This window comes from Pseudoalteromonas sp. NFXS53, from assembly GCF_056629255.1.
The window spans coordinates 88,924-115,668 of the sequence record NZ_JBWVBR010000001.1 but is presented as its reverse complement, the minus strand read 5'-3'; the positions used below and the strand labels follow the sequence as shown (position 1 = coordinate 115,668).

General features: G+C 38.5%; 17 protein-coding genes. 5 read left to right on the top strand and 12 right to left on the bottom strand.

Features of this window, described 5'->3' with window-relative positions:
- Position 1 precedes the first annotated feature (1 nt).
- Entirely contained in the window at positions 2–3,052 is a 3,051-nt protein-coding gene (locus AC1HJP_RS00470) for an efflux RND transporter permease subunit (RefSeq protein WP_480359653.1), read from the top strand.
- Positions 3,053–3,137: 85 nt separating this feature from the next.
- On the opposite strand, the gene rluF is transcribed toward AC1HJP_RS00470, so the two are convergent.
- From rluF to AC1HJP_RS00420, 10 genes are all read right to left on the bottom strand, one after another.
- Positions 3,138–4,025, bottom strand: a complete 888-nt coding sequence (rluF, locus tag AC1HJP_RS00465) for a 23S rRNA pseudouridine(2604) synthase RluF (protein ID WP_480359652.1) — start codon at positions 4,023–4,025, stop codon at positions 3,138–3,140.
- Positions 4,026–4,082: 57 nt separating this feature from the next.
- Positions 4,083–5,096 carry an ABC transporter substrate-binding protein gene (locus AC1HJP_RS00460; protein WP_480359651.1) on the bottom strand — a complete coding sequence of 338 codons (1,014 nt, stop codon included), beginning with the start codon at positions 5,094–5,096 and terminating at the stop codon, positions 4,083–4,085.
- Positions 5,097–5,175: 79 nt separating this feature from the next.
- On the bottom strand, positions 5,176–6,393 hold the full coding sequence (locus tag AC1HJP_RS00455; protein ID WP_480359650.1) for an EAL and HDOD domain-containing protein: 1,218 nt from the start codon (positions 6,391–6,393) through the stop codon (positions 5,176–5,178).
- A gap of 187 nt (positions 6,394–6,580) precedes the next feature.
- Entirely contained in the window at positions 6,581–8,113 is a 1,533-nt protein-coding gene (locus tag AC1HJP_RS00450) for a glycogen synthase (RefSeq protein WP_480359649.1), read from the bottom strand.
- Positions 8,114–8,123: 10 nt separating this feature from the next.
- On the bottom strand, positions 8,124–9,428 hold the full coding sequence (glgC, locus tag AC1HJP_RS00445; protein ID WP_480359648.1) for a glucose-1-phosphate adenylyltransferase: 1,305 nt from the start codon (positions 9,426–9,428) through the stop codon (positions 8,124–8,126).
- Positions 9,421–11,940: a glycogen/starch/alpha-glucan phosphorylase gene (locus AC1HJP_RS00440; protein ID WP_480359647.1), complete on the bottom strand. Its 2,520-nt coding sequence runs from the start codon at positions 11,938–11,940 to the stop codon at positions 9,421–9,423. Before AC1HJP_RS00440 ends, glgC begins: the two co-directional genes overlap by 8 nt.
- Positions 11,930–13,972 carry a glycogen debranching protein GlgX gene (glgX, locus tag AC1HJP_RS00435; RefSeq protein WP_480359646.1) on the bottom strand — a complete coding sequence of 681 codons (2,043 nt, stop codon included), beginning with the start codon at positions 13,970–13,972 and terminating at the stop codon, positions 11,930–11,932. Before glgX ends, AC1HJP_RS00440 begins: the two co-directional genes overlap by 11 nt.
- Before the next feature lie 2 nt (positions 13,973–13,974).
- The gene (glgB, locus tag AC1HJP_RS00430; RefSeq protein ID WP_480359645.1) at positions 13,975–16,194 is read right to left on the bottom strand and encodes a 1,4-alpha-glucan branching protein GlgB; all 2,220 of its coding nucleotides are present in this window, start codon (positions 16,192–16,194) and stop codon (positions 13,975–13,977) included.
- Positions 16,187–18,169, bottom strand: a complete 1,983-nt coding sequence (gene malQ / locus AC1HJP_RS00425) for a 4-alpha-glucanotransferase (RefSeq protein WP_480359644.1) — start codon at positions 18,167–18,169, stop codon at positions 16,187–16,189. Before malQ ends, glgB begins: the two co-directional genes overlap by 8 nt.
- Positions 18,156–18,479, bottom strand: coding sequence for an isoamylase early set domain-containing protein (locus AC1HJP_RS00420; RefSeq protein WP_480359643.1), 324 nt, complete (start codon positions 18,477–18,479; stop codon positions 18,156–18,158). The genes malQ and AC1HJP_RS00420 overlap by 14 nt, the downstream gene beginning before the upstream one ends.
- Positions 18,480–18,865: 386 nt before the next feature.
- Between AC1HJP_RS00420 and AC1HJP_RS00415 the strand changes: the two genes are divergently transcribed.
- Positions 18,866–20,782 (top strand): putative bifunctional diguanylate cyclase/phosphodiesterase, encoded by a 1,917-nt coding sequence (locus AC1HJP_RS00415; RefSeq protein ID WP_480359642.1) that lies wholly within the window; start codon positions 18,866–18,868, stop codon positions 20,780–20,782.
- 66 nt (positions 20,783–20,848) lie between these two features.
- On the opposite strand, the gene AC1HJP_RS00410 is transcribed toward AC1HJP_RS00415, so the two are convergent.
- On the bottom strand, positions 20,849–21,277 hold the full coding sequence (locus AC1HJP_RS00410) for an Lrp/AsnC family transcriptional regulator (RefSeq protein ID WP_480360244.1): 429 nt from the start codon (positions 21,275–21,277) through the stop codon (positions 20,849–20,851).
- Between the two features lie 150 nt (positions 21,278–21,427).
- Between AC1HJP_RS00410 and AC1HJP_RS00405 the strand changes: the two genes are divergently transcribed.
- The 3 genes from AC1HJP_RS00405 (at position 21,428) to AC1HJP_RS00395 (ending at position 24,590) form a co-directional block, all read left to right on the top strand.
- The gene (locus tag AC1HJP_RS00405; protein WP_480359641.1) at positions 21,428–22,633 is read left to right on the top strand and encodes an aspartate aminotransferase family protein; all 1,206 of its coding nucleotides are present in this window, start codon (positions 21,428–21,430) and stop codon (positions 22,631–22,633) included.
- A 35-nt stretch (positions 22,634–22,668) separates the two neighbouring features.
- Positions 22,669–23,691, top strand: a complete 1,023-nt coding sequence (astA, locus tag AC1HJP_RS00400) for an arginine N-succinyltransferase (protein ID WP_480359640.1) — start codon at positions 22,669–22,671, stop codon at positions 23,689–23,691.
- 95 nt (positions 23,692–23,786) lie between these two features.
- On the top strand, positions 23,787–24,590 hold the full coding sequence (locus AC1HJP_RS00395; protein ID WP_480359639.1) for a 2-oxoadipate dioxygenase/decarboxylase family protein: 804 nt from the start codon (positions 23,787–23,789) through the stop codon (positions 24,588–24,590).
- On the opposite strand, the gene AC1HJP_RS00390 is transcribed toward AC1HJP_RS00395, so the two are convergent.
- Positions 24,587–26,683: an ATP-binding protein gene (locus AC1HJP_RS00390; RefSeq protein ID WP_480359638.1), complete on the bottom strand. Its 2,097-nt coding sequence runs from the start codon at positions 26,681–26,683 to the stop codon at positions 24,587–24,589. The genes AC1HJP_RS00395 and AC1HJP_RS00390 overlap by 4 nt on opposite strands.
- Positions 26,684–26,745: the final 62 nt, after the last annotated feature.

The window sequence follows — 26,745 nt, the reverse complement described above, 5'->3', positions numbered from 1 at the left end:
AATGAGCCTAGCTAAATGGTCAATTGATAACAAAGTCATCAGTTGGATGTTTGCGTTATTGCTTTTAATAGCAGGTGCAGCCTCTTACTTAGACTTAGGGCAGCTCGAGGACCCAGAGTTTACAATCAAAAAAGCCATGGTCATCACCTATTACCCAGGTGCGTCTCCAGAACAAGTAGAAGAAGAAGTCACTTTTGTCATAGAAAATGCCATTCAGCAATTGCCTTATGTCGATACTATTTCTTCAATTTCTTCTGCTGGAAAGTCACAGATAACTGTTGAAATGAAAAGCACTTATAGAAAGCAGCATTTACAACAGATCTGGGATGAGCTAAGAAGAAAAGTAAACGACCTATCAGGACGTTTTCCTAAAGGCGTTTCTACACCAAATATAATTGACGACTTTGCTGACGTGTATGGTGTGTTATATGCGATAACAGGTGATGGCTACTCTTACAGTGAATTAAAAGATTATGTTGATTACTTAAAGCGTGAACTCGTACTTGTTGACGGGGTAAGTAAAGTCACCGTCTCTGGTACTCAGCAATCTCAGGTTATTGTTGAAATATCAACGCAAAAATTATCGCAATTGGGCATTCCTCCATCGCAAATTTTTTCACTGTTACAATCTCAAAACCACGTTTCGAATGCGGGCAAAATTCGTGTTGGCGATGAGTCAATCCGTTTTCACCCAACTGGTGAATTCCATGATGTGTTTGAATTAGAAAGCTTATTAATTTCAAGCCCTGGGGCCAATGAGCTAATCTATTTAAGGGACGTCGCCACAATCAAAAGAGAGTTTGCAGAAATACCTACCCATTTAACTAAATACAATGAGCAGCAAGCACTATTATTAGGGATTTCATTTAATTCAGGTGTGAATGTTGTTGATGTAGGTAAAGCAATCGATAAGCACCTTGCTGATTTAGAGTATCAACGTCCACATGGTATGGAAATATCGTCTATTTATAATCAGCCAAACGAAGTAGAAAAGTCAGTTAACGGTTTTATTGTTAGTTTAGTTGAAGCCGTCGCAATTGTAATAGTGGTATTACTGGTATTTATGGGCGTGAAAAGTGGCATTCTGATCGGTGGTGTACTGCTCCTTACCGTACTTGGTACCTTTATATTCATGAAATTATACGCCATAGATTTACAAAGAATATCTTTAGGTGCACTTATCATTGCATTAGGGATGTTGGTTGATAATGCCATAGTCGTCACTGAAGGTATCTTAATTAATCTAAAACGTGGGCAAACTAAAGTTCAAGCCGCTGTAAATATTGTTGCTCAAACTAAATGGCCGCTACTTGGTGCGACTATCATTGGTATCACAGCATTTGCGCCTATTGGTTTAAGCAGTGACGCTAGCGGTGAGTTTGCAGGTTCATTATTCTGGGTATTGCTCATTTCATTGATGTTGAGTTGGGTTACTGCAATTACGTTAACGCCATTTTTCGCAGACCTTATGTTCAAAGAAACGAAAAATAGCGATGAAAAAGCATCAGACCCATATCAAGGGATAATTTTTACTGTCTATAAAGCCCTGTTAAGTACCGCGCTTAAATACCGAGTTTCAACCATATTACTCATGATTGCACTACTCGTTTCTTCTGTTATCGGTTTTGGTCAAGTAAAACAGTCGTTCTTCCCAGCCTCAAATACACCAATGTTCTATGTTGACTATTGGCATTATCAAGGTGCTGATATTCGAAGTACCGCACAGAACATAGCTAAGATAGAGACTTTCTTGTTAAATGACGAACTCGTTGAAGATGTTACAACAACAGTTGGTCAAGGTGCTCCAAGGTTTATGCTTACCTATGAGCCAGAAAAACAATACAACGCCTATGGACAGCTTATCGTCAGAGTAAAAGACCGTGACTCTGTTGCGATTATGATTGAAAAGTTAAGAACGTTTGAAATGAATATGCCAATTGATGGCAAAATCAAAGTGAAGCGTATGGAAATTGGTCCATCTACGAGCGCAAAAATTGAGGCTCGTTTCTCAGGTGGAGATCCAGTTGTACTTAGACAGCTCGCAGAAAAAGCGAAACACGTTCTACAGCAAGATCAAGGGGCATTTAACATTCGTGATAATTGGCGTCAGCGAACGAAGGTGATCCGCCCTCAATTTAATGAACAAAAAGCCAGAAGACTGGGTATTAGCAAGACTGATATAGACGACTTACTGCTTACCTCTGTAACAGGTAAAACAGTTGGTTTATACCGAGAAGGCACAGAGCTGCTACCAATTATTGCACGTTCTCCAGTTGATGAACGTAATCAGGTAAATAACTTATCAGATTTACAAATATATAGCCCTATCCTCAATGTCTTTGTACCAATAACAACGGTTGTTGATGACTTTGAAGTAACTTGGGAAGATCCACTGATCATGCGTAAAGATAGAAAGCGTACTATCACAGTTATGGCTGATCATGATGTCATAGGCGACGAAACGCCAGCTAAACTATTTGCACGTGTGAGAAGTGATATTGAAGCCATACCACTCCCTAAAGGCTATCACTTAGATTGGGGTGGTGAATTTGAGGCCTCAAGTAAAGCGCAAAAAGCAATTTTTGGCTCATTACCCTTGGGTTACTTGGTCATGTTTATCATTACTGTTTGCCTGTTTAACTCTGTAAGACAACCGCTTGTGATATGGTCGACTGTACCGTTAGCCATTATTGGTGTTACTGCCGGGTTAGTCGTATTTCAAGCACCATTTAGCTTTATGGCTCTTTTAGGCTTATTAAGTCTATCAGGTATGCTTATTAAAAATGGGATTGTGTTAGTCGACCAAATAAACCTGGAGTTAAGTGAAGGTAAATCACCATATCAAGCAGTTTTTGATTCAGGTGTGAGCCGTGTTAGGCCAGTTTCGATGGCTGCTATCACAACTATCTTAGGCATGATCCCATTGCTATTTGATGTGTTTTTCAAATCAATGGCTGTGACTATCATGTTTGGATTAGGATTCGCCACAATCCTGACCTTGATTGTTTTACCAGTGATTTACTGTTTGTTTTTTTCGATTAAACAAAAATAAAAAAATGGCCTTAATCGGCCATTTTTATGCATGCAATTACTTTAGTATTTGCATGCATAAATAATTCAGATCTAGTTAACTGAAACTATTTTGATTTCCGATTTAAAGATAAGGTACCTTTTTTTCGTTCAGTAGGCTTTCTTGAATTCTTCTTAGGCTGCTGCTCATCTCTTTTAGACCTTGCATCGGTATAACGTGTCACAGCTTTCTTATCTGATGGCTTTCTGACTTTTTTATTGCTATCCACTGAGCCTTCTTCTGTTTTTGCTGATCCTTCAATTGCTTTGTTTATTTCAGCCATTTCTTGCTCAGTTAAATGACGCCATTGTCCAGGTCTTAATCCATTCAAGTTAACATTCATAATTCGTACGCGTTTCAGCGCTGTTACCTCGTAACCAAGGTATTCGCACATTCGACGGATCTGTCTGTTTAAACCCTGAGTGAGGATAATGGTAAACGTCTTATCGCCGGTCTGTTTCACGAAGCATTTTTTGGTTACCGTATCTAAGATTGGCAAACCACCTGCCATTCTTTCAACAAAACGTTTATTGATGCTTCTGTCGACAGTAACCACATATTCTTTTTCGTGGTTATTACCGGCACGTAGAATTTTGTTAACGATGTCACCTTCATTTGTGAGAAATATTAACCCCTCAGAAGGCCTGTCGAGTCGACCAATTGGAAATATACGCTCTGGGTAATCTATTGCACTGACAATGTTGCTTTTTATTTTTTTCTCAGTCGTACAGGTCACGCCAACTGGTTTATTGTAAGCAATGTAAACACGTTTAGGCTTTGCTTTAAGTGGCTTGCCATCAATCAGGATTGTATCTTCGTCAGAAACCTTCACACCCATTTCAGGTGGTTTGCCATTTACCTTAATACGTCCAGCATCAATAAGCTTGTCAGCTTCTCTTCTTGAACAAAAACCTGTTTCACTAATGTATTTATTTAAACGTGTTGTAGCAGTCAAAAGACAATCCCTAAAATTCAATTGGCAGTATTTTAAAGGATTAGTATTTAATTTTCTCTAATTTTTCTGCCAAACCTTGGGAATTAAGTGAAGTTGATATTCAGATTGTTTATTTAGGTGCAGACTTTTAGATTTATAGTCAATTTGCCCCCAATTAGGATTACTTTTCATCCATTGATAATTGTGCACATTATCTTTCGTAATAATACCCATGGGTATCACTAACTCTTTGTGTTTAGTCCAATAAGGGTGATTTTTTTGATGATCGAACAGACTAACAAGCGCCCATGCCCCCATCATAAAATGCCCTCCGACGCTTGCTTGTACTTCACCTGAGGCTATTTTTTCAAGGCCAACCGATAACCAGTCAAACCCTCCAAATGCGATATTCTGACTTTCAGCGCAAGCTTGTTTACATGCTTTCATCGCACCAATAGCCATAAGATCTGATGCAGCCCAAACAATATTAATATCTTTATGCCTTTTAAGCAGTTTTAGACTTTGTTCAGTTGAAAGAGTTTCAGACCAAGAGGCATGAACCTCTTGGGCAACATCTACATTATGTGATCCGAAATAATCAACTGCGCCTTTTGCCCTCATATCAGATTCGGAACCATAATGACCATTGATAATTACAGCTTTTGATTTTAAATTTTTATCACTGAGCTGGTGTAAAGTTTTGGCCAATTCATATCCAGCTTGATAATTATCGTGGTAAACCTCACCAAGCCAAAACTTAAACTTCTTCCCAGGTTCAGAGATAACTTTTTTTTCATCACCAGAAATTGTTTCTTCCAAGGTAATTGAGGACACTTGATGTTGTTCTAGTATTTTTAACGTTTCTTCTGCTGCACCGGGGTAAAGTATCAAAATGGCGTAATCTGGTTTACTTTGATATTCAAGATATTTTTTTAGTTCTTGAATTTGAATATGCCTATTTCCTTCTCCATAGATAACTTGTAAGTCAAAACCTAATTGCTTTGCCGTATTTTGACTAATAGTTTGGACTTTACTCCAAAATGGATCGTCTACCACTGATGGGTTTACAAATAGCACCGTTTGTTTAGCCATAACATTAAATGCCATAGAAACGAACAATAACAAGATGACTCTAATTATATATTGCATCTAGTTGTGATTAACCATATGTTTAAAAAGCCTTATCTTTATACATATCAGCCCATAAAATCGCTGATGCATGGAACTCGGGTAAGCATTCATCACTGATATTTAAATACTGACACGCTTTTTGTAATTTCCACCAGCTACCAGATTCATAGGCTTTGACAATATTAAGTACATAGTAATGGAAGTTCGCTTCGCCCAATAACGCATTTTGTAGCTCCTCAGGAAAGGGTAACTTATCAACAACCTTTTCCATGGGTCTATCTAAAATGGCATCAAGCAATGAAAAAAGCCCCACTAAAAAACAAGATGAGCCTGAATTTGGTTGAACCTTATTGCCTATAAGTTCACAAAACCGAGCGCGTACAATGCTCATCCGGGTTAACTCTGTTGGTTTGCCTTTGGCAACATGCGCCGTCATGATCAAGCCCACAAACTTTTTTGTACGTTCGTACCCTAAATAAACCAAAGCTTGCTTAATAGACTCAATTTTACTTTTTATCGGGAAAACACCTGAATTAATTAATCGCAACAACTTATAAGCTAACGCCGTATCTTGGGAGAATAATTGCGCAATTTTAGTCACATTGAGATTGGGTTTTAAAACTTCGGTATAAATGAGCATGACGATGGTGTAATTGAATTCAATGTCATTCTCTTCAATAACACGGGGTTTGGCAAAAAAATAACCTTGAAAAAAATGAAAGCCCATTTTTTTTGCTATTTCATACTCTTCTTCAGTTTCTATTTTTTCTGCTAACAGCTTAATATTCTTTTTCTGTTTTAGCTCTTCAACAAGCGGTACTATGGTATGCAAAGGGTTTTGCATAACGTCAAACTTGATTAAACGCACCAGTTTCAAGAAAGGCTGCCATGCATCTTCATACTCAAAGTCATCTAACGCTAATTTATAATTTTGATGAAATAAACGTCGAACAAGCTCGTAATTATCTTTAGTAGGCTGAATTGTTTCGAGTAACTCTAAAATAACATCATTTGCAGGAAGAAAAGTTGCAAGCTCTTGTTTTAAAGACTCAGGACCAATATTAATTAAGGCTTTCTTACCAGACGTAAGATACCGCGTGCCAAGATTCAATTGATTATCAAGTATTAGCTTTGCAGTTGCTTTGTCTTCTGCAATGTTGGGAAAACTGTTGCTAGAACCATCTCTAAAAAGAAGTTCATACGCTACAACTTGCATTTTCCTATTAAAAATAGCTTGTCTTGCAACAAAAACTTTCAAGCATAAGCTCCTTTTCCCAAATACGATCTTTCAAGTACAAACACTTAATATAATAGCACTATAGCCCAGCAAAAAAACCACACTAAATCACTAAAAACAAAGTCTTTAATCTAAAATTATAGCAAATTATAGGAGGGATTACGGCTGAAGTAGATCCAATTTTGTGCCCCAGCCGTATAATTGAAGTTTATTTATACAATTTAGAAATGTACTGTTTAGCTAAACCCGACCACTCAAACCGTTTAGCTTTTGCATTCATTGAAATATTTGAGAACACTTCCTTATTAGAAGCAAGCAAAGACAAAGCGTTTTCAAATGAATCCGTTAATTGTTTAACTTGTTCAGCTAATGACTTACCATTAAAGACAAAGCCTGTTTCGTTATGCGAAACTGTATCTTTTAACCCACCGACACCATGCACTAAACATGGCTGTCCATCACGCATAGCAAGCATTTGGCTTATGCCACAAGGCTCAAATGAGCTCGGCATTAAGAATAACTTGCCTAATGGATATAATGTATCTCCAAGCTTTTGATCATAGCCATTTAAAAATAAAACATTGTCTCTTCTTGCCATCACTTGCATAAATTGCGATTCGATATATGGATCGCCACTTCCTAGTATAACTATGTTGCTATTAAACTTATCCGCAACTAAAGCTAAGTCATCTAGTACAATGCCATTTGCAGATTTTTGCATTAGCAATAACACTTTTTGATCCGTTATACGGCCGACACTAGAAACAATTGCTTTTTCTTTCTGAGCTTTCCATTTAGACACTCTTTGATGAGCAATATAGTGCTTAGTTTCAATAAGGTGAGACTTTGACATCCATTTAAATATGCATTTTTCCGCTTCAGTTAGATATTCACTATAAGAAAGCTTATCCTTTTCTGCTGCACTGTAATTACATCCATTTAGAATACCAAACAGCCTACCTTGACTCGCAGCCAAACGCATATCATGTTCTAAGCCTTCCCCTCCAAAAAAACCTTCGTCAGGTCGGCTTGTCTCTTGTACCTCAAAACTGTAAGTAGGAGAAACGACATGGATCACATCACATAAGTTGAGACCACTACGCATCGGATTATAACAGTGAGGATACTGATGATCGCAAATTTGATGACCATCATAATTTAAGGTTGGAAACCAGGCTTCTAAGCTTGATTCATCATGATTAAAAGGTCTTATACCTTGTAGGGCTAAGTTGTGGACTGTGTATACAAGCTTCAACGTTTTCAGATACACAAAGCGTGGGCTAAACTTCGCAAGCACAGATACACCCGCAGCATGCCAATCATGTAAGTGAACAACATCTAGATTATCAATTACCCTGTGCTCTATAATTTCACAAACAGCAGCACTAAAAAAAGCAAATTTCGTTGCATCAGAGGCAAACGGCCTGTTTGCACCATCATCACAATATATCTTCCCACCATTGTCTGAAAACAAAGAATGTGAAATTACATATTGATTTACACCTTCACTTGATTCAACTAACCACAAACTCGCGGTCTCTAAATGTTGCCTGAATGGCACTGCTATGTCTGCGATGAAGTGTCGATTTAATTGCTCTTGACCATAATCAGGTACTACAACAGATACCGTTACACCATGTTCAGTTAAAGCGTAAGGGATGTCACGGATAACATCCGCAACCCCCCCAACTTTACAATTTGGCAATCGGTCATTCTCAGCACCGACCATTAAAATATGCATACCCTGCCTTTTAAACTACTGAAAGCTCTTGTTTTTCTTCATTAACTAGTTGACGTTGATTATACGCAGCAAGCATATCTCTCGTCACCAATACAATGCCTTTTTTAGACACTCTAAAGCCATTCTCTTCGTCAACTTTTGAGTCGTAGCCAATGACTATGCCTTCTGGAAGTTCACAGCTACGGTCGATTATGGCATTTCTAACTTTACAATTTCTGCCAATTTTAACGCCTGGAAGGATCACTGAGCCTTCGATAGTACAATAAGAATGAACATGAACATTTGAAAACAGTAATGATTTACGGACAACAGAGCCAGATATAATACAACCACCAGAAACCGTTGAATCTACAGCCATACCACGTCTTTCCTCGTCATCAAAAATGAACTTGGCTGGAGGTAGCTGTTCTTGATAAGTCCAAATTGGCCAGCTCGGGTCGTATAAATCTAATTGTGGCTCTGGAGAAACGAGCTCCATATTTGCTTCCCAAAATGAGTCAATTGTGCCCACATCACGCCAGTAAGCTTGACCTTTTTGTGTTGGCTCTCTGAAAGGAAATGCAAACACGTTATGTTCTTCGATGATGGCAGGAATAATATCGTGACCAAAATCGCGACCTGACCCCTCTCGTTCTGCGTCATTTTTTAACTGTTCGAATAAAAATTCTGTATTGAATACATAGTTACCCATTGATGCTAGACAAGTCCCTTCTTTTCCTGGAATAGAAGAAGGTTCAGCTGGCTTTTCGTCAAAACGTCTGACTCGATTATTGTCATCAACCGTCATCACACCGAACGTATTCGCAGCTTCTTCACAAGGGACTTCAATACAACATACTGTCATATCTGCACCGGTTTCAACATGCTTTGCGAGCAATGCGCCGTAGTCCATACGATAAACATGATCGCCTGATAAAATCATGACATATTTTGGCAATTCATGACGAATAATGTCCATGTTTTGGAATACCGCATCAGCGGTTCCACAATACCATTCATCACCATAACGCTGAGATGCCGGTAAAATCTCAACAGACTCACCGAGTTCCTTTTTAAAATGTCCCCATGCTCGATTAACGTGGCGAATTAGTGAGTGAGACTTGTACTGTGTGGCAATACCGACACGTCTGATTCCTGAATTTATGCAATTTGAAAGCGGAAAATCGATGATCCTATGTTTACCGCCAAAGTAGACAGCAGGCTTTGCACGCCAGTTAGTTAACTCATGTAAACGAGAGCCTCGGCCACCAGCCAATATCAGGGCATAAGTCTCTCTGGTTAAATTACTAATATAACGATTTTCATAACTAGGCATGTTGCTTCTCCATTTGTTCCTTGTCTGTAATCTGTGCTGTATCCGGCAATATTTGCCAGATCTCTTCACTATATTGTGAAATAGTTCTGTCACTTGAAAATTTGCCACTGGCCGCAGTATTGAGAATACTCATTTGAGTCCAATGAACTTTATCTTGGTAAGCTTTGGCTGCATTACTTTGAGCCTGACAATAACTGTCAAAGTCATACGCAGTTAACCAAGGGTCGCTTGGGCATTTAACGGCATTGATAATGTCGTCGAAGATGTTGGGTTCGAATAAATTAAAGTGACCGCTTTCAAGCAACTTAAACACCGCGCTTAAGTTTTCACTGTCACGAATAACTTTCTCAGGGTCATAGTGCGACCTGATAGCGTTGGTCTCTTCTGATTTTGCCCCAAATAAGTAGAAGTTGTCTGCACCAACATTTTCTAAGATTTCGATGTTGGCACCATCGAGGGTCCCGATTGTAATGGCTCCATTCATCATAAACTTCATGTTGCCTGTACCCGATGCCTCTTTACCAGCCGTTGAGATTTGCTCTGATAAATCGGTCGCAGGACAAATAGTCTCCATCGCAGTAACATTGTAGTTAGGAAGAAATGCGACTCTTAGAAAAGGTTTAGCCCTTTCATCTTTATTAATGACTTCAGCAACATTGTTGATCAATTTAATGATTTGCTTAGCCATGTAATACCCGGGTGCAGCTTTACCACCAATTAATACACATCGCGGTGTCAGGTTTTCTGTATCGCCCTTACAAATCTGAATGTATAAATGAATGACATGAAGAATGTTCAATAATTGACGTTTATATTCATGAATACGTTTCACTTGCACGTCAAACATCATTTTTGAATCAAACTCAACACCACATTGTGATTTAACTAAAGCAACAAGCTTGTCTTTGTTCGCTTTCTTGACTTCAAACCATTTAGCTTGAAACTGCTTATCATCGTAGTAGCGACGCAAGTCTTTAATTTTACTGAAATCAGCAATCCACTCATTGCCGATATAGTCACTGATTAATGATTTGAGCTCAGGATTGCAATGCGCAAGCCACCTACGAGGTGTTACCCCATTGGTTTTGTTATTAAATTTCTCAGGCCAAAGCTGATAGAAGGTGTTGAAAAGACCACTTTTCAATAACTCAGTATGAAGCGCAGCAACACCATTAACAGAAAAACTGCCCACGATTGCCAAATAAGCCATACGAATTTGTGGCACATCCCCTTCTTCAATTAAAGAAAGCTCCCTTTGTTTTGTAATATCGCCTGGCCAATGAATGGCGACCTGCGCTAAGAAACGGGCATTAATTTCATAAATAACTTCTAATAAGCGAGGTAAAAGCCTTTCAAATAAAGGAACTGACCAACGCTCTAATGCTTCAGGTAACAAGGTATGATTCGTGTAGGCCATGGTACTTGTGGTGATTTCCCACGCTTTATCCCACTCGATTTCATAATCGTCAATCAGCAAACGCATAAGCTCTGCGACAGCAATGCTTGGATGTGTATCGTTTAACTGAAATACATGAAATTTTGCAAAATCATCAAAATTTTCACCATGCTCGGCCACCCAATCATCTAGAATGTCTTGTAAACTAGAACTGGTTAAAAAGTACTGTTGTCGAAGCCTTAACTCTTTACCGTTTTCGCTACTGTCATTGGGATAGAGCACCATCGAAATTTGCTCTGCTAAGTTTTTTTGCGCAACAGCATCAGAATAGCTACCTTCATTAAATTCTCTTAAATTGAATTCATCTGTTGCTTCTGCTTTCCAAAGCCTCAATGTATTTACTATGTCATTTTTATAGCCAGGAATTGGCACATCATAAGGCACAGCAAGTACATCCTGAGTATTCACCCACGCTCTATGTGTTCTTCCATGCTTATCGACATATGACTCAACATGACCAAAGAACTTAACTCGCTTTGACTGTTCAGGCGCACTCAGCTCCCAAGGGTGTCCCTCACGTAACCAGTTGTCTGGATGCTCGACTTGATAACCGTTTTCAATAGATTGATTGAACATGCCATATTCATAACGAATACCATACCCAACAACAGGAAGTGCTAAACTGGCACAACTATCTAAAAAGCATGCTGCAAGTCGACCTAAGCCACCATTACCAAGACCTGCATCATGCTCTGCACTACTTACACACTCCAATTCTGCACTATATTGCTCAAGCGCTGTTTTTACATCTTGTTCTAAATCAAGATTCAAAATAGCGTTACCAAGCGCTCGGCCCATTAAAAACTCAAGTGAGATGTATGCCGCTTTTCTAGTAGGCTGCTTGTTTCTCTGCTCATTGGTTTTTCTACATTTAGCTACCAGCCTATCTCGAATAGTTAATGCCAGTGCATGATATAAATAGAGCCTTGATTCGACATTTTTATCTCGCCCTAAGGTATAGTAAAAATGTCGATTTAGATCTTCACTGACATCAGCTAACAAGGTGTCAACCTTAGCTGTATCAGGCACTTGTCCATTTGAATTTTTATGACTCATTATCATTTCCTTCAAAATTAGTAGAAAAAACCCAGCTTGATTGCGCTGATATATCTAAAACTTGGTCTATTTGATTTAATTTATCTGAGGGTTCAGAGGTGATTTGTAGTTGCCACTTTTGAGCAGTCTTAGGGAGACTGACATTAACGGCTGCCTCGCCTGCATTTAAAAGTAATAAAAGAGACGTTTTATTGTTGTTATCATCCAAGCGACACATTAAAAATTGCGAAGTTGGGTCATGCCATTTAACGGTATCCATAGGCTGAGATAGTTCATCAAACCAATGCACCGAAAAGTCGCTATCTTCTTGATGTACATAAAAAGGGTGCTTGAAAATAGCAAAACAACGCCTTATCTCGACAAGTCTAGCAATAAAGTTTCTCAGATCTTGGCTGTTGTGTTCTTCCCAATTTAACCAGCTAATGTCGTTATCTTGGCAATAGGCGTTGTTATTACCTTTTTGAGAGTGACAAAGTTCTGTACCTGCGGCAATCATAGGCACACCACAAGACATGAGTAGCGTGATAAGTGCATTCTTTTGCTGCTTTAATCTGAGCGCATTAACGTCAACATCTTTGGTTTCACCTTCAATACCACAATTAAAACTGTGATTGTCATTGTGACCATCTTGGTTATTCTCACCATTTTCAAGATTGTTTTTATTTTCATAGCTCACCCAATCAATGAGTGTAAAACCGTCATGGCTGGTGATGAAATTGATTGAATTTAACGGACCTCGCAAGTTGTGTTCAAATAAGTCATTTGAACCATGGATCCGTTTTGCCAATTCAGGAAGAACATGTTGCTTGGCTTGCCAGAACTGACGAACAGTATCTCTGTATTTATCGTTCCACTCACGCCAAGGAGCAGGAAATGCACCGAGCTGATAGCCTCCTGGGCCGATATCCCAAGGCTCAGCGATGAGTTTACATTGACTTAAAATCGGGTCTTGATGGATTGCTTGAAAGAAGGCGTGACCTTTATTAAACCCTTTGCTACCTCTACCGAGAATACTTGCGAGATCAAACCTAAAACCATCAACCCCGTAATATTCAACCCAATATCTTAGGCTATCTAGTATGAGTTTTAGTGTATGTGGGTCATCTATATTGACTGTGTTGCCACACCCCGTATCGTTAATATAATCACAGTTTTCTTCTAACAATCGATAATAACCAGAATTATTGAGTCCTTTAAAAGACAACGATGGCCCTTCAAGCCCAGCTTCAGCGGTATGATTAAAGACAACGTCAATAATAACCTCTATACCCGCTTTATGAAGTAGCCCAACCATTTGCTGAAATTCATTAATATTTCCATCAACAAGGTACTCTTTATGTGGGGTAAAAAAGTTAAGCGTATTGTAGCCCCAATAATTCTGTAAGCCTTTGGCTGTTAAAAACTGTTCACTGATAAAGCTATGAACAGGCAATAACTCGATTGTATTAATACCCATAGACCTTAAATGACAAATGAAGTGCTCATGTGCAAGGCCAAGAAATTTACCTCGCAGCGCTTTGGGTATTTTGTTATTTAATTTCGTAGCGCCTTTTACATGACACTCATAAATAACAGTCTCACTCCATGGAACATTTGGCCTTTCACCTTGATATTTTTCAAGTAAAGTTAATTTCGACTTCGTCATATCAAAGGCATTATCAGCATCATTGAAATGCCCAACTGGTAAATGACAAAAGTGCCTTTCGCTCCAATAAAAATGACCGTGAAGGTCTTTTGCGTAGGGGTCTAGCAATAATTTATGTTCATTATGTAACTGGCCTGAACTCAAATCATAATTACCAGAAACCCGGAAGCCATAAATACAGCCTACTTGTAGGCCTTCAACACTGACTGACCAGACGCCCCCTTCGTGTAAATGCATAGCCAAACGCTCTGTTTCAGCATAGCCACTGTCATCAAATAAACAGAGTGAAACATGTGCAGCTTGTGGAGCATATACTGCAAAATTCACTGAATTATCTGACTGTGAAGCGCCTAAGGGTGAGCTATTACCTTTACCAGAAATCAGCATTCTTACCCCGTCACGAACTGTAAATAAAGCGTAGATAAAGGCGGAATAGTTATTTGAATGCTTTGTTCAAAGCCATGACTGGCGATATCTTGTGTCTCGATAAGCTGCTGGCTGTGTGCAACTGCATTAACGCCACTGCCCCAAAACGTCTTATCGTCAGTGTTTAGGGCAACTTGATATACACCTTTAGCCGGCACCCCCATTCTGAATTGATGGTAAACTTGACCGGTGAAATGAGAAATTACGACGACATGATCATTTACAGATTTTGAAAAACGAACAAAGCTGAAAATACTCTGCTGGCTATTATCACTGTCAATCCACTTAAATCCATCTGGTTGCTGGTCCAACTCATAAAACGCAGGTGATGTTTTGTAGACTTGGTTTAACTTTTGTATTGTCTTAAATACACCGTGATGCGCTTCAGAGTTAAGTAAATCCCAATTTAAACCAGCATTGTGGTTCCACTCTTCCCTGGGTGCGAGCTCAGCGCCCATAAAAAGTAATTTTTTACCTGGGTGCGCATACATAAATGCATAATACGCTCTTAAATTAGCGAATTGTTGCCAATCATCCCCTGGCATTTTAGATAATAAAGACCCTTTACCATGTACCACTTCGTCATGACTGAGTGGCAAAATGTAATTTTCTGAATAAGCGTATGCCATAGAAAAGGTCATTTCATGGTGGTGGTATTGCCTATGAATTGGATCACGCTTCATATAATTTAGCGTGTCATTCATCCACCCCATATTCCACTTATAACCAAAGCCCAAACCATTATTATCAACAGAATTGGTCACACCAGGCCAAGCTGTCGATTCTTCTGCAACCATCATGATGTCGTTTTGATTGGCATAACTGCGGGTATTTACTTTTTGTAAAAGATGTATGGCGTCAAAGTTTTCTCGACCACCTAAATGATTTGGTACCCATTCATTTTCTTCACGGCTGTAATCTAAATACAACATGGAAGCAACGGCATCAACGCGTAAGCCATCTATTTGATATTGTTCTAACCAGTAGATGGCATTTGAAAGTAAATAAGACTGAACTTCAGGGCGACTATAGTTATAAATATACGTATTCCAATCAGGGTGGAATCCTTGTCGTTTGTCTGCATGCTCATATAAATGCGTGCCATCAAAACAATGCAAACCATGTGGATCAGACGGAAAGTGCCCTGGCACCCAATCCAATAAAACGCCCAATTCAGCTTTTTTGCATGACTCTATAAAATAAGCAAAGTCATCTACAGAGCCAAATCGACTTGATGGAGAAAATAATCCAACAGGCTGATAGCCCCAAGAGCCATCAAAAGGATACTCACTGATAGGCATTAATTGAATATGCGTAAAACCTAAGTCTTTTACATAGTTGACTAAATCATCTGCCAATTCTCGATAAGTAAGATAACGCTCACCTTCGTTTTCTCTTCTTTTCCAAGAGCCTAAATGTACTTCGTAAATACTGATAGGCGCATCAACTCTGTTAAGGGTATTTTCAACTTTACTCTCTTTAACGGAGACTTGAGGGATCGATTTTTGAATTACGGATGCTGTACCCGGTGACTGTTGTGTTTTTAATGCGTAAGGATCTGCCTTTTCAAAACGATTACCATGGCAATCTGTTATCGAGTATTTATAGCATTGCTCGGGTTCAACTTCAGGCAAAAACAATTCCCAAATACCACTTGCAGGGTGTTTGCGCATTAAGTTCTGATTAGCATGCCAATGATTAAACTCACCGATAACAGATACAGACTGTGCATTTGGTGCCCACACAGCAAACCGTACACCTGAAACACCTTGTTGCTCGACACAATGCGCGCCTAATAAACGATATGCATGCTCGAAGGTACCCTCATTAAAAAGGTACATATCATCCTGGTTTAACGACGATTTAAACTGGTAAGGGTCGTAAAAAACGTGGTCTGCGCCATCGTGGTATAAAGCCCTCAGTTGATATGGCTCAGGTAAATCAACATTTTCTAGCGTTAGAACAAATAAACCCGAATCATTAATGTTTGAGAAATCAATATTTCCAGAGGGACTCACCAACTCGACAGAGTGTGCCCCTTTAATAAATGCTCTTATTTCAAACTGCTGTTCAGAATTAGCATGTAATCCTAAGAAAGAAAAAGGATCACTAAATTGACCTTGTTGTAATGCTTTTATTTGCGCGTCGTAAGTAATTTCTTTGCGGGCCAAAGAGTCAATCATTGCTTTTCCTTAATGCTGTTAAATCATTGAGTAAACTTTGCTGTGCAGTAAACACATCTTCTATCGGTGTGAGAATTCGGCGTCGCCAATTTTGATATTCTTTATCTGTACCTGGAATGTTAATCGGCAAGGTTTGCTTTGCTAAATCATCAAAGTTTAAGCTAAAAAGTTTAGGTGGGGTTTGTATGAGTGTTTTAACTAGCTCATTAAACAATTCGTGTACATCGCTATCTAAATTAAGGTGCGATTTATTGAGCCAATTCAATACACGTTGTTTATCAATTAGTCTTTGCGACTTTAATGTATTGGCTTCCAGCTCAGTACAAAGAGAAAGACTTAATTTCAAGTCAACGTCTTGTGCATTCCACCAAGAAATAAATGGGGGCACATCATGGTTCGAAAGCATTAACATACAATTTTCGCGGTAATCATTACCATGCTTGAACTCACCCATGTGGTTTTTTTCGAAATAAAACAAAGTGTTTCCGTAGATACCACTTAATGCTAAGGCTTCCGTAACTTCAGGCGGCACTACCCCTAAATCCTCTCCAACTAAACCGGTATTATTGAGGTGTGATTCAATTTTCAAGATAGCTAAAAGATGTTCGAACGGATAGTAGACATAACAACCAGTTTGCTCATTATCGACTGTTAAACACCACCATAAACGCCTTAATGACATTACATGGTCAATTCTTAAAGCCCCAAAATATTGCATGTTCTCTTTTATTAATTGCTTAAAGTAAGAAAAGTTATTATGAGCCATTTTTTTAGGGTCAATAACTGGTAATCCCCAATTCTGACCAGACTCAGCCCAAGGATCGGGTGGCGCACCTATTTCAGCATGCTTTGCAAATATTGATTGATTTGTTAAGAATTCAAGACCATCTTTCGCGCAACCAACCGCTAAATCATTGATCAAACCGGTTTTCATCCCTAGAGACAAACAAAGCTTTTGACATTTATTTAGTTGTTCATGAGCGAGCCATTGCCAGAATTTTGCCCGTTCATCATCTGCAAAAGCACTCAATAAATTACTTTTAATTTGACAAAATCGACGAAAGTTGCGCTGTAAATTCAAGCTAGCGTTTTGCTTGAATTGACGATAAAGAGACTTTAATAACTTGTATTTTGTCTCTGTGACTACTTCATAGTCTATGTATTGCGCCTGTTTTTCAGCATTTAAAATTGCTAATGCCGAATTATGCTCATCTACTAATTGTGCAAAGGTAGGCTGAGTCAGACATTCAGCTATTGAAATATAGAGTGGATTAATTAGCCCTCGATGACTTGGGCTATATGGGCTGGCTCTTTGTGGTTCATCTTCAAACAAAAGATGTAGTGGATTCAACAAAATAAAATCAATGCCAGACTTGGCACTATTGTTTATCAATTGCTGCAAATCCGAGAAATCACCGAAACCATAATTTCCAGCTGAAGTTAATGTATAAAGTTGAACGCTAACACCAAATTGCTTATGTTCATTAAAAGCCACAGCTTCTTTGGGTGTCACCCACAACTCTGTAGAATATACCTCATCATTAAGTGTCACCTCCGCGGTGAAATAACCCGTAGGCAGGTGCTCCGATATAGGTAACTTTAGTTCAATAAAACGAATGCCAGCATCAATATATTCACCTGAGAAAACCGCTTTTTTAAACGATAATTCAACACTTAAATTGATCTCAGATACCGCTAAATGTAATGGACCGTATTCTTGATTGTCTTTTATCCTAATCGTAAGATGAGGGTCAGCCTGTTCAACTAAACTAATACTTGGTAATAACGAATGCCATGGCGCAACGTCTAACTGATAGTTCAAAGCATGTATTAATTCATTAGAAGAAAAATCTATGTCACATGCTTTGAGCGCAGCTTCTCTAGCAGGCTGAGAAAACCTAACAGTTTCACCAGTATATTTTGTGAACTCAGAACCTATACCATATAAATAACAAAGTTGTTCAAATGCATTCATTCTGAATACCAACTTCCTTTGTGGTAGACACTAAACTGTTTTCTGAACCAAACCCATTTGCTTTATAGCCATCAGCTTGATTATCATTTTCCCAAACTTCACCATCTATTAGGTATCTAAACTGATACTGTTTATTTGTTGGTAAGCGAAATTTACTTTTGAATACTTGACGTGATTTAACAAATTTCATCTCAACTGGTTGCCAGTCGTTAAACTCTGCAACCAGTTCGATTTTATCCGCATTTTTAAACCCACACTCGAAAGTTATTTCAGCTTCTGCTTTGGTCTTAAAGAATCGCTTATTTAGCATTGCCTTGCCTTATTCCTAAAGAATTTACGCATCAAGTTCTTGCTTCTGAAACAAACTGCATTTCAGCTTTGAAGATTATTAGTCTATTTAATCAACTGAATGTTTATCTTATGTGACAACTCCAGTGTCATCAGCGCAAGATTCAATGCGCAAGTTAAACAAATTCAACATTACGTTGAGTGGTAAGTATGTGTGAGAGAGAATTTTAAATTAGACCAAGTTTTAAACAGTGTAAAGTGAATATTCTTAATAAGTACGCAATTTTTACTCATAGCTATTCAGTTTGTTGCTAAATTTAAAATCTTACTTTCATAAAATGTCATAAATATGATAAAACTTAAACCTGATATTGTTTCTCCGCATGGGAATTGCTGGAACCAGCTGATATGTTAAAAAAGCTTAAATTACAAGGACTACTCATTCTCTGTGTGATCTTGTTGGGTTTTATATTCAACTTTTTATTCACCAAGTCTCTTATGGATATAGCTGGCGAAGATCAAGTTAACGTAACTAAGCTTAGTTCGGCATCAAATATCACCCCTTCTTCAGCCTGGTTTAGGTTTATCTTGCCATCTCATGAATTCATTGAATTGGACAACACCGTACACGTCTTAACGCGAAACAAAGGTGAGCTACTCGCAATCAAAGCAGAACATGCTTTTATCGAAAGCCTACTATCTCCCTACGCCTTAATCTCTGTTTTACTTATAGTCATATCACTTAGTAGCTTAGCCAGAAATCAAAAAAATCATCAACGTCAAAAAGTTGCGTTAGATGAGATCAATAAAGACATACATAAGCTGCTAAAAAGCTTTGAGGTTGATGAAAAGAGCCTGAGGTACGGCTCCACTGTAACTCAGATCAGACATGCAATAAATTTAATACACGAACAAGTTGGTGAAATTCAACAACAAACAGACCACCACGTTTATCAAGATAAACTCACGCAGTTAATCGATAGACATGCTTATATTGAGCACCTTGAGAAGCAGCTCAAGCTTGCAGAGCAAAACAAACTTAGGTGTGGACTTTTATTTATAGACTTAGACGGCTTTAAGCAAGTGAATGATTCTTTTGGACATAGCTTCGGAGATGAAATTTTAATTCAAGTTGCTAATCGTTTAAAAGATATAGTTCGTCAATTTAAGATCCAGGACCTTCACCCTCAAAACGGCATTGATCAAAACTTATCTAGACTGGGAGGAGATGAATTCTCAGTTTTTGTGCCTGATATTAGAGATCCAGCATTTTGCACTGAACTCGCCCAAGCCGTCTTGACAGAGATAGAGCGCGATTTTGTTCTTGGTAACAAACTGGTGAAAATCGGCGCTAGTATTGGTATCGCTTCTTACCCAGAAAGCGCATCTCAACCTCATGCATTATTACAAATGTCTGATGTTGCCATGTACAGAGCGAAGACTGATGGTCGAGGTATCTTTAGGGTTTATTCTCCAGAAATGGGAAATAAAATGCGCAGGTACCACTATCTTCTCGAAGAACTGCGGCTCGCAATTAGCTCAAACAGCTTCCATATGTCTTTTCAACCGATTGTACATGTTGAAGATTGTGCCATTGATTACTTTGAGGCGTTAATCAGGTGGCAACATCCTATAGAAGGGCTTATTCCACCATCTGAGTTTATACCTATTGCAGAAGAGTCAAATCTTATCTTAGAGCTAGGAGATTGGATTTTGCTTGAATCGTGTAGGCAAATGTCAGCTTGGCACAACGCTGGTATGAAGAAAGTTAAAATATCAGTTAATGTATCAGGCATTCAACTTAAGCACAGAGATATTTATAACTGGGTAATGGATGCACTTAATAAGACAGGGCTTCCTGCTAGCTCTTTAATGCTAGAGATTACTGAATCAACTCTTATAACTGCCAGCGAACATATAATTCAGCAATTAGAGTCTTGTCGTAAGGCTGGTGTAAGTGTGGCAATTGATGACTTTGGTACAGGCTTTAGCTCTTTGAGTACACTTGCCGATTTGCCTATTGATGTAATTAAGATAGATAAACTGTTCATCACCCAAGCCAATGAAAACCCTAAGTACCTTAAAATTTTGAACTCTATTAGTGAGTTAGGACACCAACTTGGTTTAAAAATCGTTGCTGAAGGCGTTGAACAAATCGAACAATTTGAGTTAGTTAAAAACTTGGGTATTCGTTGTGTTCAAGGTTACTTAGTAAGTAGACCAGAAACCTCTTACAATGTGGGCTCAAAAGTTTTAACTGGCAATGTGAACCATATAGCAACAACTGGTACCAGTGTTTGGTTACCCGAAGTGCAAAAGAACTAAATACATGTAAATTTCTTTACTGCACCTCTCAAGTTATTACCTTATAAAAATCTGAACCTTTAACATTTAACGTTTAAACTTGGTCTCTAGAATGACTGATGAGTTTGTTCTCTCTACTCCATCTAAATCACCGATGTCATCGAGTATGCTGCTAAGTTGTTGGAGGCTTTGTGCTTCTACAATTGCTATCATGTCGTATTCACCACTGATCGCATACAAGGCAGATACGTTATTATGATTTTTTAAGGCAACCGTTGTTTGCGTAGTTAACTTCTGCTTTACCTTTATAGATACATGTGCTGAAACAAGTCCTTCAAGATACTCTTCTCCAAACTCAACACTATAACCTTTAATTATCCCAGCTTGCTCAAGCTTGATGAGCCTGTTCTGGACTGTTGAACGTGACTGATCGAGCATTCTAGCCAAATCTGAAATACTCGTTCTTGCATTCGTTCTTAACAGAGCTATCAACTTTTCGTCTTGTGTTTTTATCATAATGACCATTACACTGGTTAAATTATCAAAATTATCTATCAATTTGAGAAATATTGCACTGCAAATTTCTTGGCATCAAAGCAATAATTAGGAAAACTATCAAACGATAGAAAAGAACAATTATTAAACACATGTTTTAGAGGCAGTATTATGCAAGTAAACCGCGAACTTTTTGACCACGTCATGGTGCCAAACTATAACCCTTCAGAAGTTATCCCTGTTAAAGGTAAAGGATCACGAGTGTGGGATCAAAAAGGTGATGAGTACATCGATTTCGCAGGCGGCATCGCTGTAAACTGTTTAGGACATAGTCACCCAAATCTTGTTAATGCATTAAAAGAACAAGGCGAAAAAATTTGGCACTTATCAAATGTAATGACCAATGAACCTGCGCTTAGACTTGCTAAAAAAATCACCGATGCAACATTCGCTGATAAAGTCTACTTTGCAAACTCGGGTGCAGAAGCAAACGAAGCCGCACTTAAACTTGCTCGCCGTTTTGCACTTGATAACTTTGGTGAGCACAAGTCTAAAATTATTGCTTTCAACAAAGGCTTCCACGGTCGTACTTTCTTCACTGTAACTGTTGGTGGTCAAGCTGCTTACTCTGACGGCTTTGGCCCTAAACCTGCTGATATCGTTCACTGTGATTACAACGATTTAGAAACATTAAAGTCACTAATGGATGACAACACATGTGCTGTTATGATGGAACCGCTTCAAGGTGAAGGCGGTATTATCTCTCCGACGCAAGAATTTGCTGAAGGTGTAAGAGCACTATGTGACCAGCACAATGCATTGCTAATTTTCGATGAAGTGCAAACTGGTGTTGGTCGTACTGGTCATCTTTATGCATATCAAGGTTTGAATGTGACACCTGATATTTTAACAACAGCAAAAGCACTTGGTGGTGGTTTTCCAATTGGTGCAATGATCACAACAACTGATATTGCAAAACACCTTAAAATTGGTACACACGGTTCAACATATGGTGGTAACCCATTAGCTTGTGCTGTCGCTGAAGCGGCTTTTGATACAGTAAATACCGAATCTGTTCTTACTGGCGTTCAACAAAAAGAAGCCATGTTCCGTGAACTGCTAGAAGCTATCAACACAAAATACAATGTTTTCAGTGAGATTCGCGGTAAAGGTCTACTGTTAGGTGCGGTTCTTAATGAGCAGTTTGAAGGTCGTGCTCGTGACTTCTTAGTTGCGAGTATGAAACATGGACTAATGACACTCGTAGCTGGTACTAATGTTGTTCGCTTCACGCCATCACTTGTGATCGAAGAAGACGATATTAAAGCGGGTCTAGCTCGTTTTGAGCTCGCAGTTGCAGATGTTGTAAACGGCTAAAATAGGATTGGGGTCTATTGGCCCCTCACTTTATTATGCAAATCTTAAGACCAATCAAAAACACTGACTTTGCAGCTTTAAAGCAAATCGCAATAGAGTCTGGTCATGGCTTCACGTCTTTGCCTGTTGACGACAACTTACTACAAGATAAAATTTCACGTTCAGAAAATAGTTTCTCAAAACATGTTGAGACACCTTTTGATGAAGGTTATTTGTTTGTATTAGAAGATACAAAAACGAATGAAATTGTTGGCACAACAGCGATTGAAGCAGCTGTTGGAACACAAGTCCCTCTTTACCACTATCACATGGGTAAAACGGTTCATCATTCAAGTACATTGAACGTGTATAACACGGTTGAAATATTGAGTATGTGTAATGACTACACGGGTTGCTCTGAAATTTGTACTTTGTTTTTACGCGAACAATACCGTAAGGGTCTTGCAGGTCGGTTTTTAAGCCGTATTCGTTTTGCTTTTATGGCAGATCAAAGTAGTCGCTTTAGTGATACCGTCATTGCAGAAATGCGTGGAGTAAGTGATTCGCAAGGCCATTCTCCATTTTGGCAATGGTTGCAAGAACACTTCTTTTCGATTGAATTTCCTCAAGCAGACCATTTAGTCGGTTTAGGTGACAAGGTATTTATCAGCGAACTAATGCCTAAATACCCTATTTACGCGAACTTACTCAGTGACCAGGCTCAGGCCGTTATCGGTCATGTGCATGAAAAAACCAAGCCTGCACTTAGACTCCTTCAAAAAGAAGGGTTTGAGCATAGAGGCTACGTTGATCTGTTCGATGCGGGCCCAACAATAGAAGCAAAACTGGACAATATCAGAACAGTACAAGAGTCTTACGTTGTCCCTGTCATTATAGTCGACTCTGTAAACAGTGAGAAAACCTTCGCCATATCGAATCAAAAACTCACTGATTTTAAAGCCGTGTTTACAGATAACGTACTGTTTGACAAACAAGCGCTATCACTCACGATTGCGCGTGAAGAAGCTGAAGCACTTAGCCTAAAAAATGGCGATACAGTAAGAATTTTTGCGCTATAAAACGCAAATAACTAATTAAAATTGGTATGAGATTATGTGTCGTGCTTAATCGATACATAAACTGAGCGGCTAAGCCGTCAAATTAAGGAACCATTATGCACAACAATGTTGACACACTATTTGATAACCTTTGGTCTAACTATTTAGAAGTTACACCTTCGGCCATTAAAGTTCATGAGCTACTAGGCTCTACACAACAGTCTGACGTTATCAATGATCATATTGCTCTTCGTACTTTTAACATAGAAAAAGTGGGTTTAGAAAAGTTAGCGGCGCATTTTCTAGCGGTTGGTTACAAAGAATGTGGTGAATACCATTTCGAAGCAAAAAAACTATATGCAAAACACTTCGAGCATACTGATCCAACTAAACCTAAAGTATTCATCTCTGAATTACTTGTTGAAAAGTGCTCTGAGTCTTTACAGAAAACTGTTAAAGAAATGGTCGATCAAATTGATGAAGATGCAGTAACTGCAGACAATTTCTTATACTCAGGCACACATTGGCAAGTAAGTAATGAAACCTACAAAGCTTTACTAGAAGAAAGTGAATATGCTGCTTGGATGTCTGCATGGGGCTACCGCGCTAATCACTTCACTGTAAGCATTAATCACCTGGCGAACTTTGAGACTATTGAAGCGGTAAATACATCTTTAAAAGATGCTGGGTTTGAATTGAATGCTTCAGGTGGTGAAATCAAAGGGTCACCAGAAGTGCTATTAGAGCAATCATCTACATTGGCCGATCATGCAAATGTTGTATTCACTGATGGTGAGTTTGCAATTCCAAGCTGTTTCTATGAGTTTGCACTACGTTACAACAAACCAGATGGTGAAATCTATACTGGATTTGTTGCAGCGTCTGCTGACAAAATATTCGAAAGCACAAACGCTCGTTAATTCGTTGAGTTTATTGGGAACTTGATGATAAATTGAGTTCCCTTGCCAACAATACTGGAACAATTAATCGTGCCGTTTAATTGCTGAGAAATAATGTTATAAACCAAGTGCATCCCTAAACCACTTCCACCATTTTCCCTATTCGTAGTGAAAAACGGATCAAAAATACACTCTAACACATCACTAGGCATACCTTTGCCGTTGTCTGAAATCAAAATGCTAACTTCATTACCTGATTGAGAGAGTAGTACATTAACTTCACCAGACTCATGTTCATTAAAGGCATGAACTAGCGCATTTTCTATAATATTTGTAATAACTTGCGCTATTGCACCTGGGCTGCAAAGTACTTCAATTTCAACAGGGTTAGGCTCAAGATGAACCTTGTGCGATGAGTTTTTAATCCTTGGCCTTAAAGTACGGATCACATCTTCTAGATAAGCATTCAACTCAATCTTTCGTAGTAATTCAGAAGATTGATCTACAGAGACTTGTTTAAAGCTGGCTACCAATTCAGCAGTTCTATGTAAATTACTTTTAAGGATAAAACAGCCTTCTTTAAAATCAGAAATAACCTTAACCAATTGGTGTTTTGTTAACTGACATGATTGCAGTTTCTCTTCTAGATGTATCACTTCATCTTCAACAAATGAAGCCGCTGTGATGGCAACGCCAACTGGCGTATTAATTTCATGTGCTATCCCAGCAACCAATCGCCCGAGTGACGCATGCTTTTCTTGTTCAATCAACTTTTTCTGTATAGTTTGCAAATCAGAAAGTGCCTTTAATGCTTCTTCAGTTTTGTAATTAAGCTCATCTGTTCGCGATTTGACTTTTAGCTCTAGGTCAATGTTGAGCTTATCTAATTCACTCTGTGTCTTAGTAAGCGCACTATTGGCTTGATTAATTTCAGTTATATGTGTGTTGACTTGCTGATAGACAAAATTTAACTCAGTAATAATTGGCGTGAATTCGTTTTGCTCGTCATAAACAATGTTTTGAACGGTTACTTTTTCATTATCTGTATGCTTGATGGACCCTTTGATCTGGCTAAGCACTAAATCAAAAGGCTTAAAAAGGTGCTTCATGATAAAAATAATCAAGACAATGAAAGTGATACCGATAATTGCACCTCCCAATAAAGTGACTTGAGATACCGCCCTCACTTCTTTATCGATGTCTTTATGCGGGCTGAAAAACCCCAATATAAAACCGCTTTTTGTCTCTAGAAAATACAAGTCATACAGCTTACCGTTTATCGGTAAACTTTTAAAAGTATTGAACTTAGTATTTGATGAACCAAGATACAATGGCTTAACCCATGCTTCATCGGGTGTCGTTTGCATCACCAACTCAGACTTTAGAGGAAAGCTGATAATTCTATTTGATGCTTTATGGATTAACAGTGGTGATGAGTTATCGGTGATCTTCACTGTTTCTAAAAATGTAGTAAGTGCAGCCAACGACCAATCTACTGTTGCCATACCAATCATATCCCCATTAGTTAGAATAATTGGCGCGTCAACTGTCATCATTGGAGCTAAGCTACCCGCTTCGTCGACATAAGGATGTGTCCAGACAACTGGAAGCGCGTTTTTTGCAGCTTGTTTTCCTAACTGATACCAATCTTGACTATGGTAATCATATTGCTCACTACTTAGCTCCCAGCTAAATAGTATACGTTTATTATCTCGATACACATAAGGACCGAAATATTGTGTATCTTCGAACACTCGCATAGGTTCAAACCAAACACCACCACCTAAGGCAAGTTCAAAAAATGAAAAGTGCTGTTCTAAAATGACACTAAATTTCTGCTTTAATTCTGCTTTTTCAAAATGCGATTTATTGTGCTCAAGATAAAGAGAAAGGCCGTGTTGTGCTAGATTGTAGGCGCTTTGTTCCATCAATGTGATTGTGTGGTCAATTTTATTAGCACTAGATTTGAAGGTTTGAACGATTTCTTGTTCTTTGACATTAGATAACGCGCTGCTGTAGTAAACGTTACTAAAAAGTACAATTGACGAATATGCCAATATTTCAAAAATTACCACAAACAGTAGAATACGTGTTTTGATATTTAAAGTAGGCATATTCACTAAACGAAATTGTATCTGTTTTAAGCATATATCAAAGTGAAAGATGCGCTATTAAT

Excerpts from the sequence above, each read along its gene's own strand:
- AC1HJP_RS00470 (WP_480359653.1), top strand. The coding sequence starts at position 2 with ATGAGCCTAGCTAAATGGTCAATTGATAACAAAGTCATCAGTTGGATG.
- AC1HJP_RS00460 (WP_480359651.1), bottom strand. The coding sequence starts at position 5,096 with ATGGCTAAACAAACGGTGCTATTTGTAAACCCATCAGTGGTAGACGAT.
- AC1HJP_RS00450 (WP_480359649.1), bottom strand. The coding sequence starts at position 8,113 with ATGCATATTTTAATGGTCGGTGCTGAGAATGACCGATTGCCAAATTGT.
- glgC (WP_480359648.1), bottom strand. The coding sequence starts at position 9,428 with ATGCCTAGTTATGAAAATCGTTATATTAGTAATTTAACCAGAGAGACT.
- AC1HJP_RS00440 (WP_480359647.1), bottom strand. The coding sequence starts at position 11,940 with ATGAGTCATAAAAATTCAAATGGACAAGTGCCTGATACAGCTAAGGTT.
- glgX (WP_480359646.1), bottom strand. The coding sequence starts at position 13,972 with ATGCTGATTTCTGGTAAAGGTAATAGCTCACCCTTAGGCGCTTCACAG.
- glgB (WP_480359645.1), bottom strand. The coding sequence starts at position 16,194 with ATGATTGACTCTTTGGCCCGCAAAGAAATTACTTACGACGCGCAAATA.
- malQ (WP_480359644.1), bottom strand. The coding sequence starts at position 18,169 with ATGAATGCATTTGAACAACTTTGTTATTTATATGGTATAGGTTCTGAG.
- AC1HJP_RS00420 (WP_480359643.1), bottom strand. The coding sequence starts at position 18,479 with ATGCTAAATAAGCGATTCTTTAAGACCAAAGCAGAAGCTGAAATAACT.
- AC1HJP_RS00415 (WP_480359642.1), top strand. The coding sequence starts at position 18,866 with ATGTTAAAAAAGCTTAAATTACAAGGACTACTCATTCTCTGTGTGATC.
- AC1HJP_RS00410 (WP_480360244.1), bottom strand. The coding sequence starts at position 21,277 with ATGATAAAAACACAAGACGAAAAGTTGATAGCTCTGTTAAGAACGAAT.
- AC1HJP_RS00405 (WP_480359641.1), top strand. The coding sequence starts at position 21,428 with ATGCAAGTAAACCGCGAACTTTTTGACCACGTCATGGTGCCAAACTAT.
- astA (WP_480359640.1), top strand. The coding sequence starts at position 22,669 with ATGCAAATCTTAAGACCAATCAAAAACACTGACTTTGCAGCTTTAAAG.
- AC1HJP_RS00395 (WP_480359639.1), top strand. The coding sequence starts at position 23,787 with ATGCACAACAATGTTGACACACTATTTGATAACCTTTGGTCTAACTAT.
- AC1HJP_RS00390 (WP_480359638.1), bottom strand. The coding sequence starts at position 26,683 with ATGCCTACTTTAAATATCAAAACACGTATTCTACTGTTTGTGGTAATT.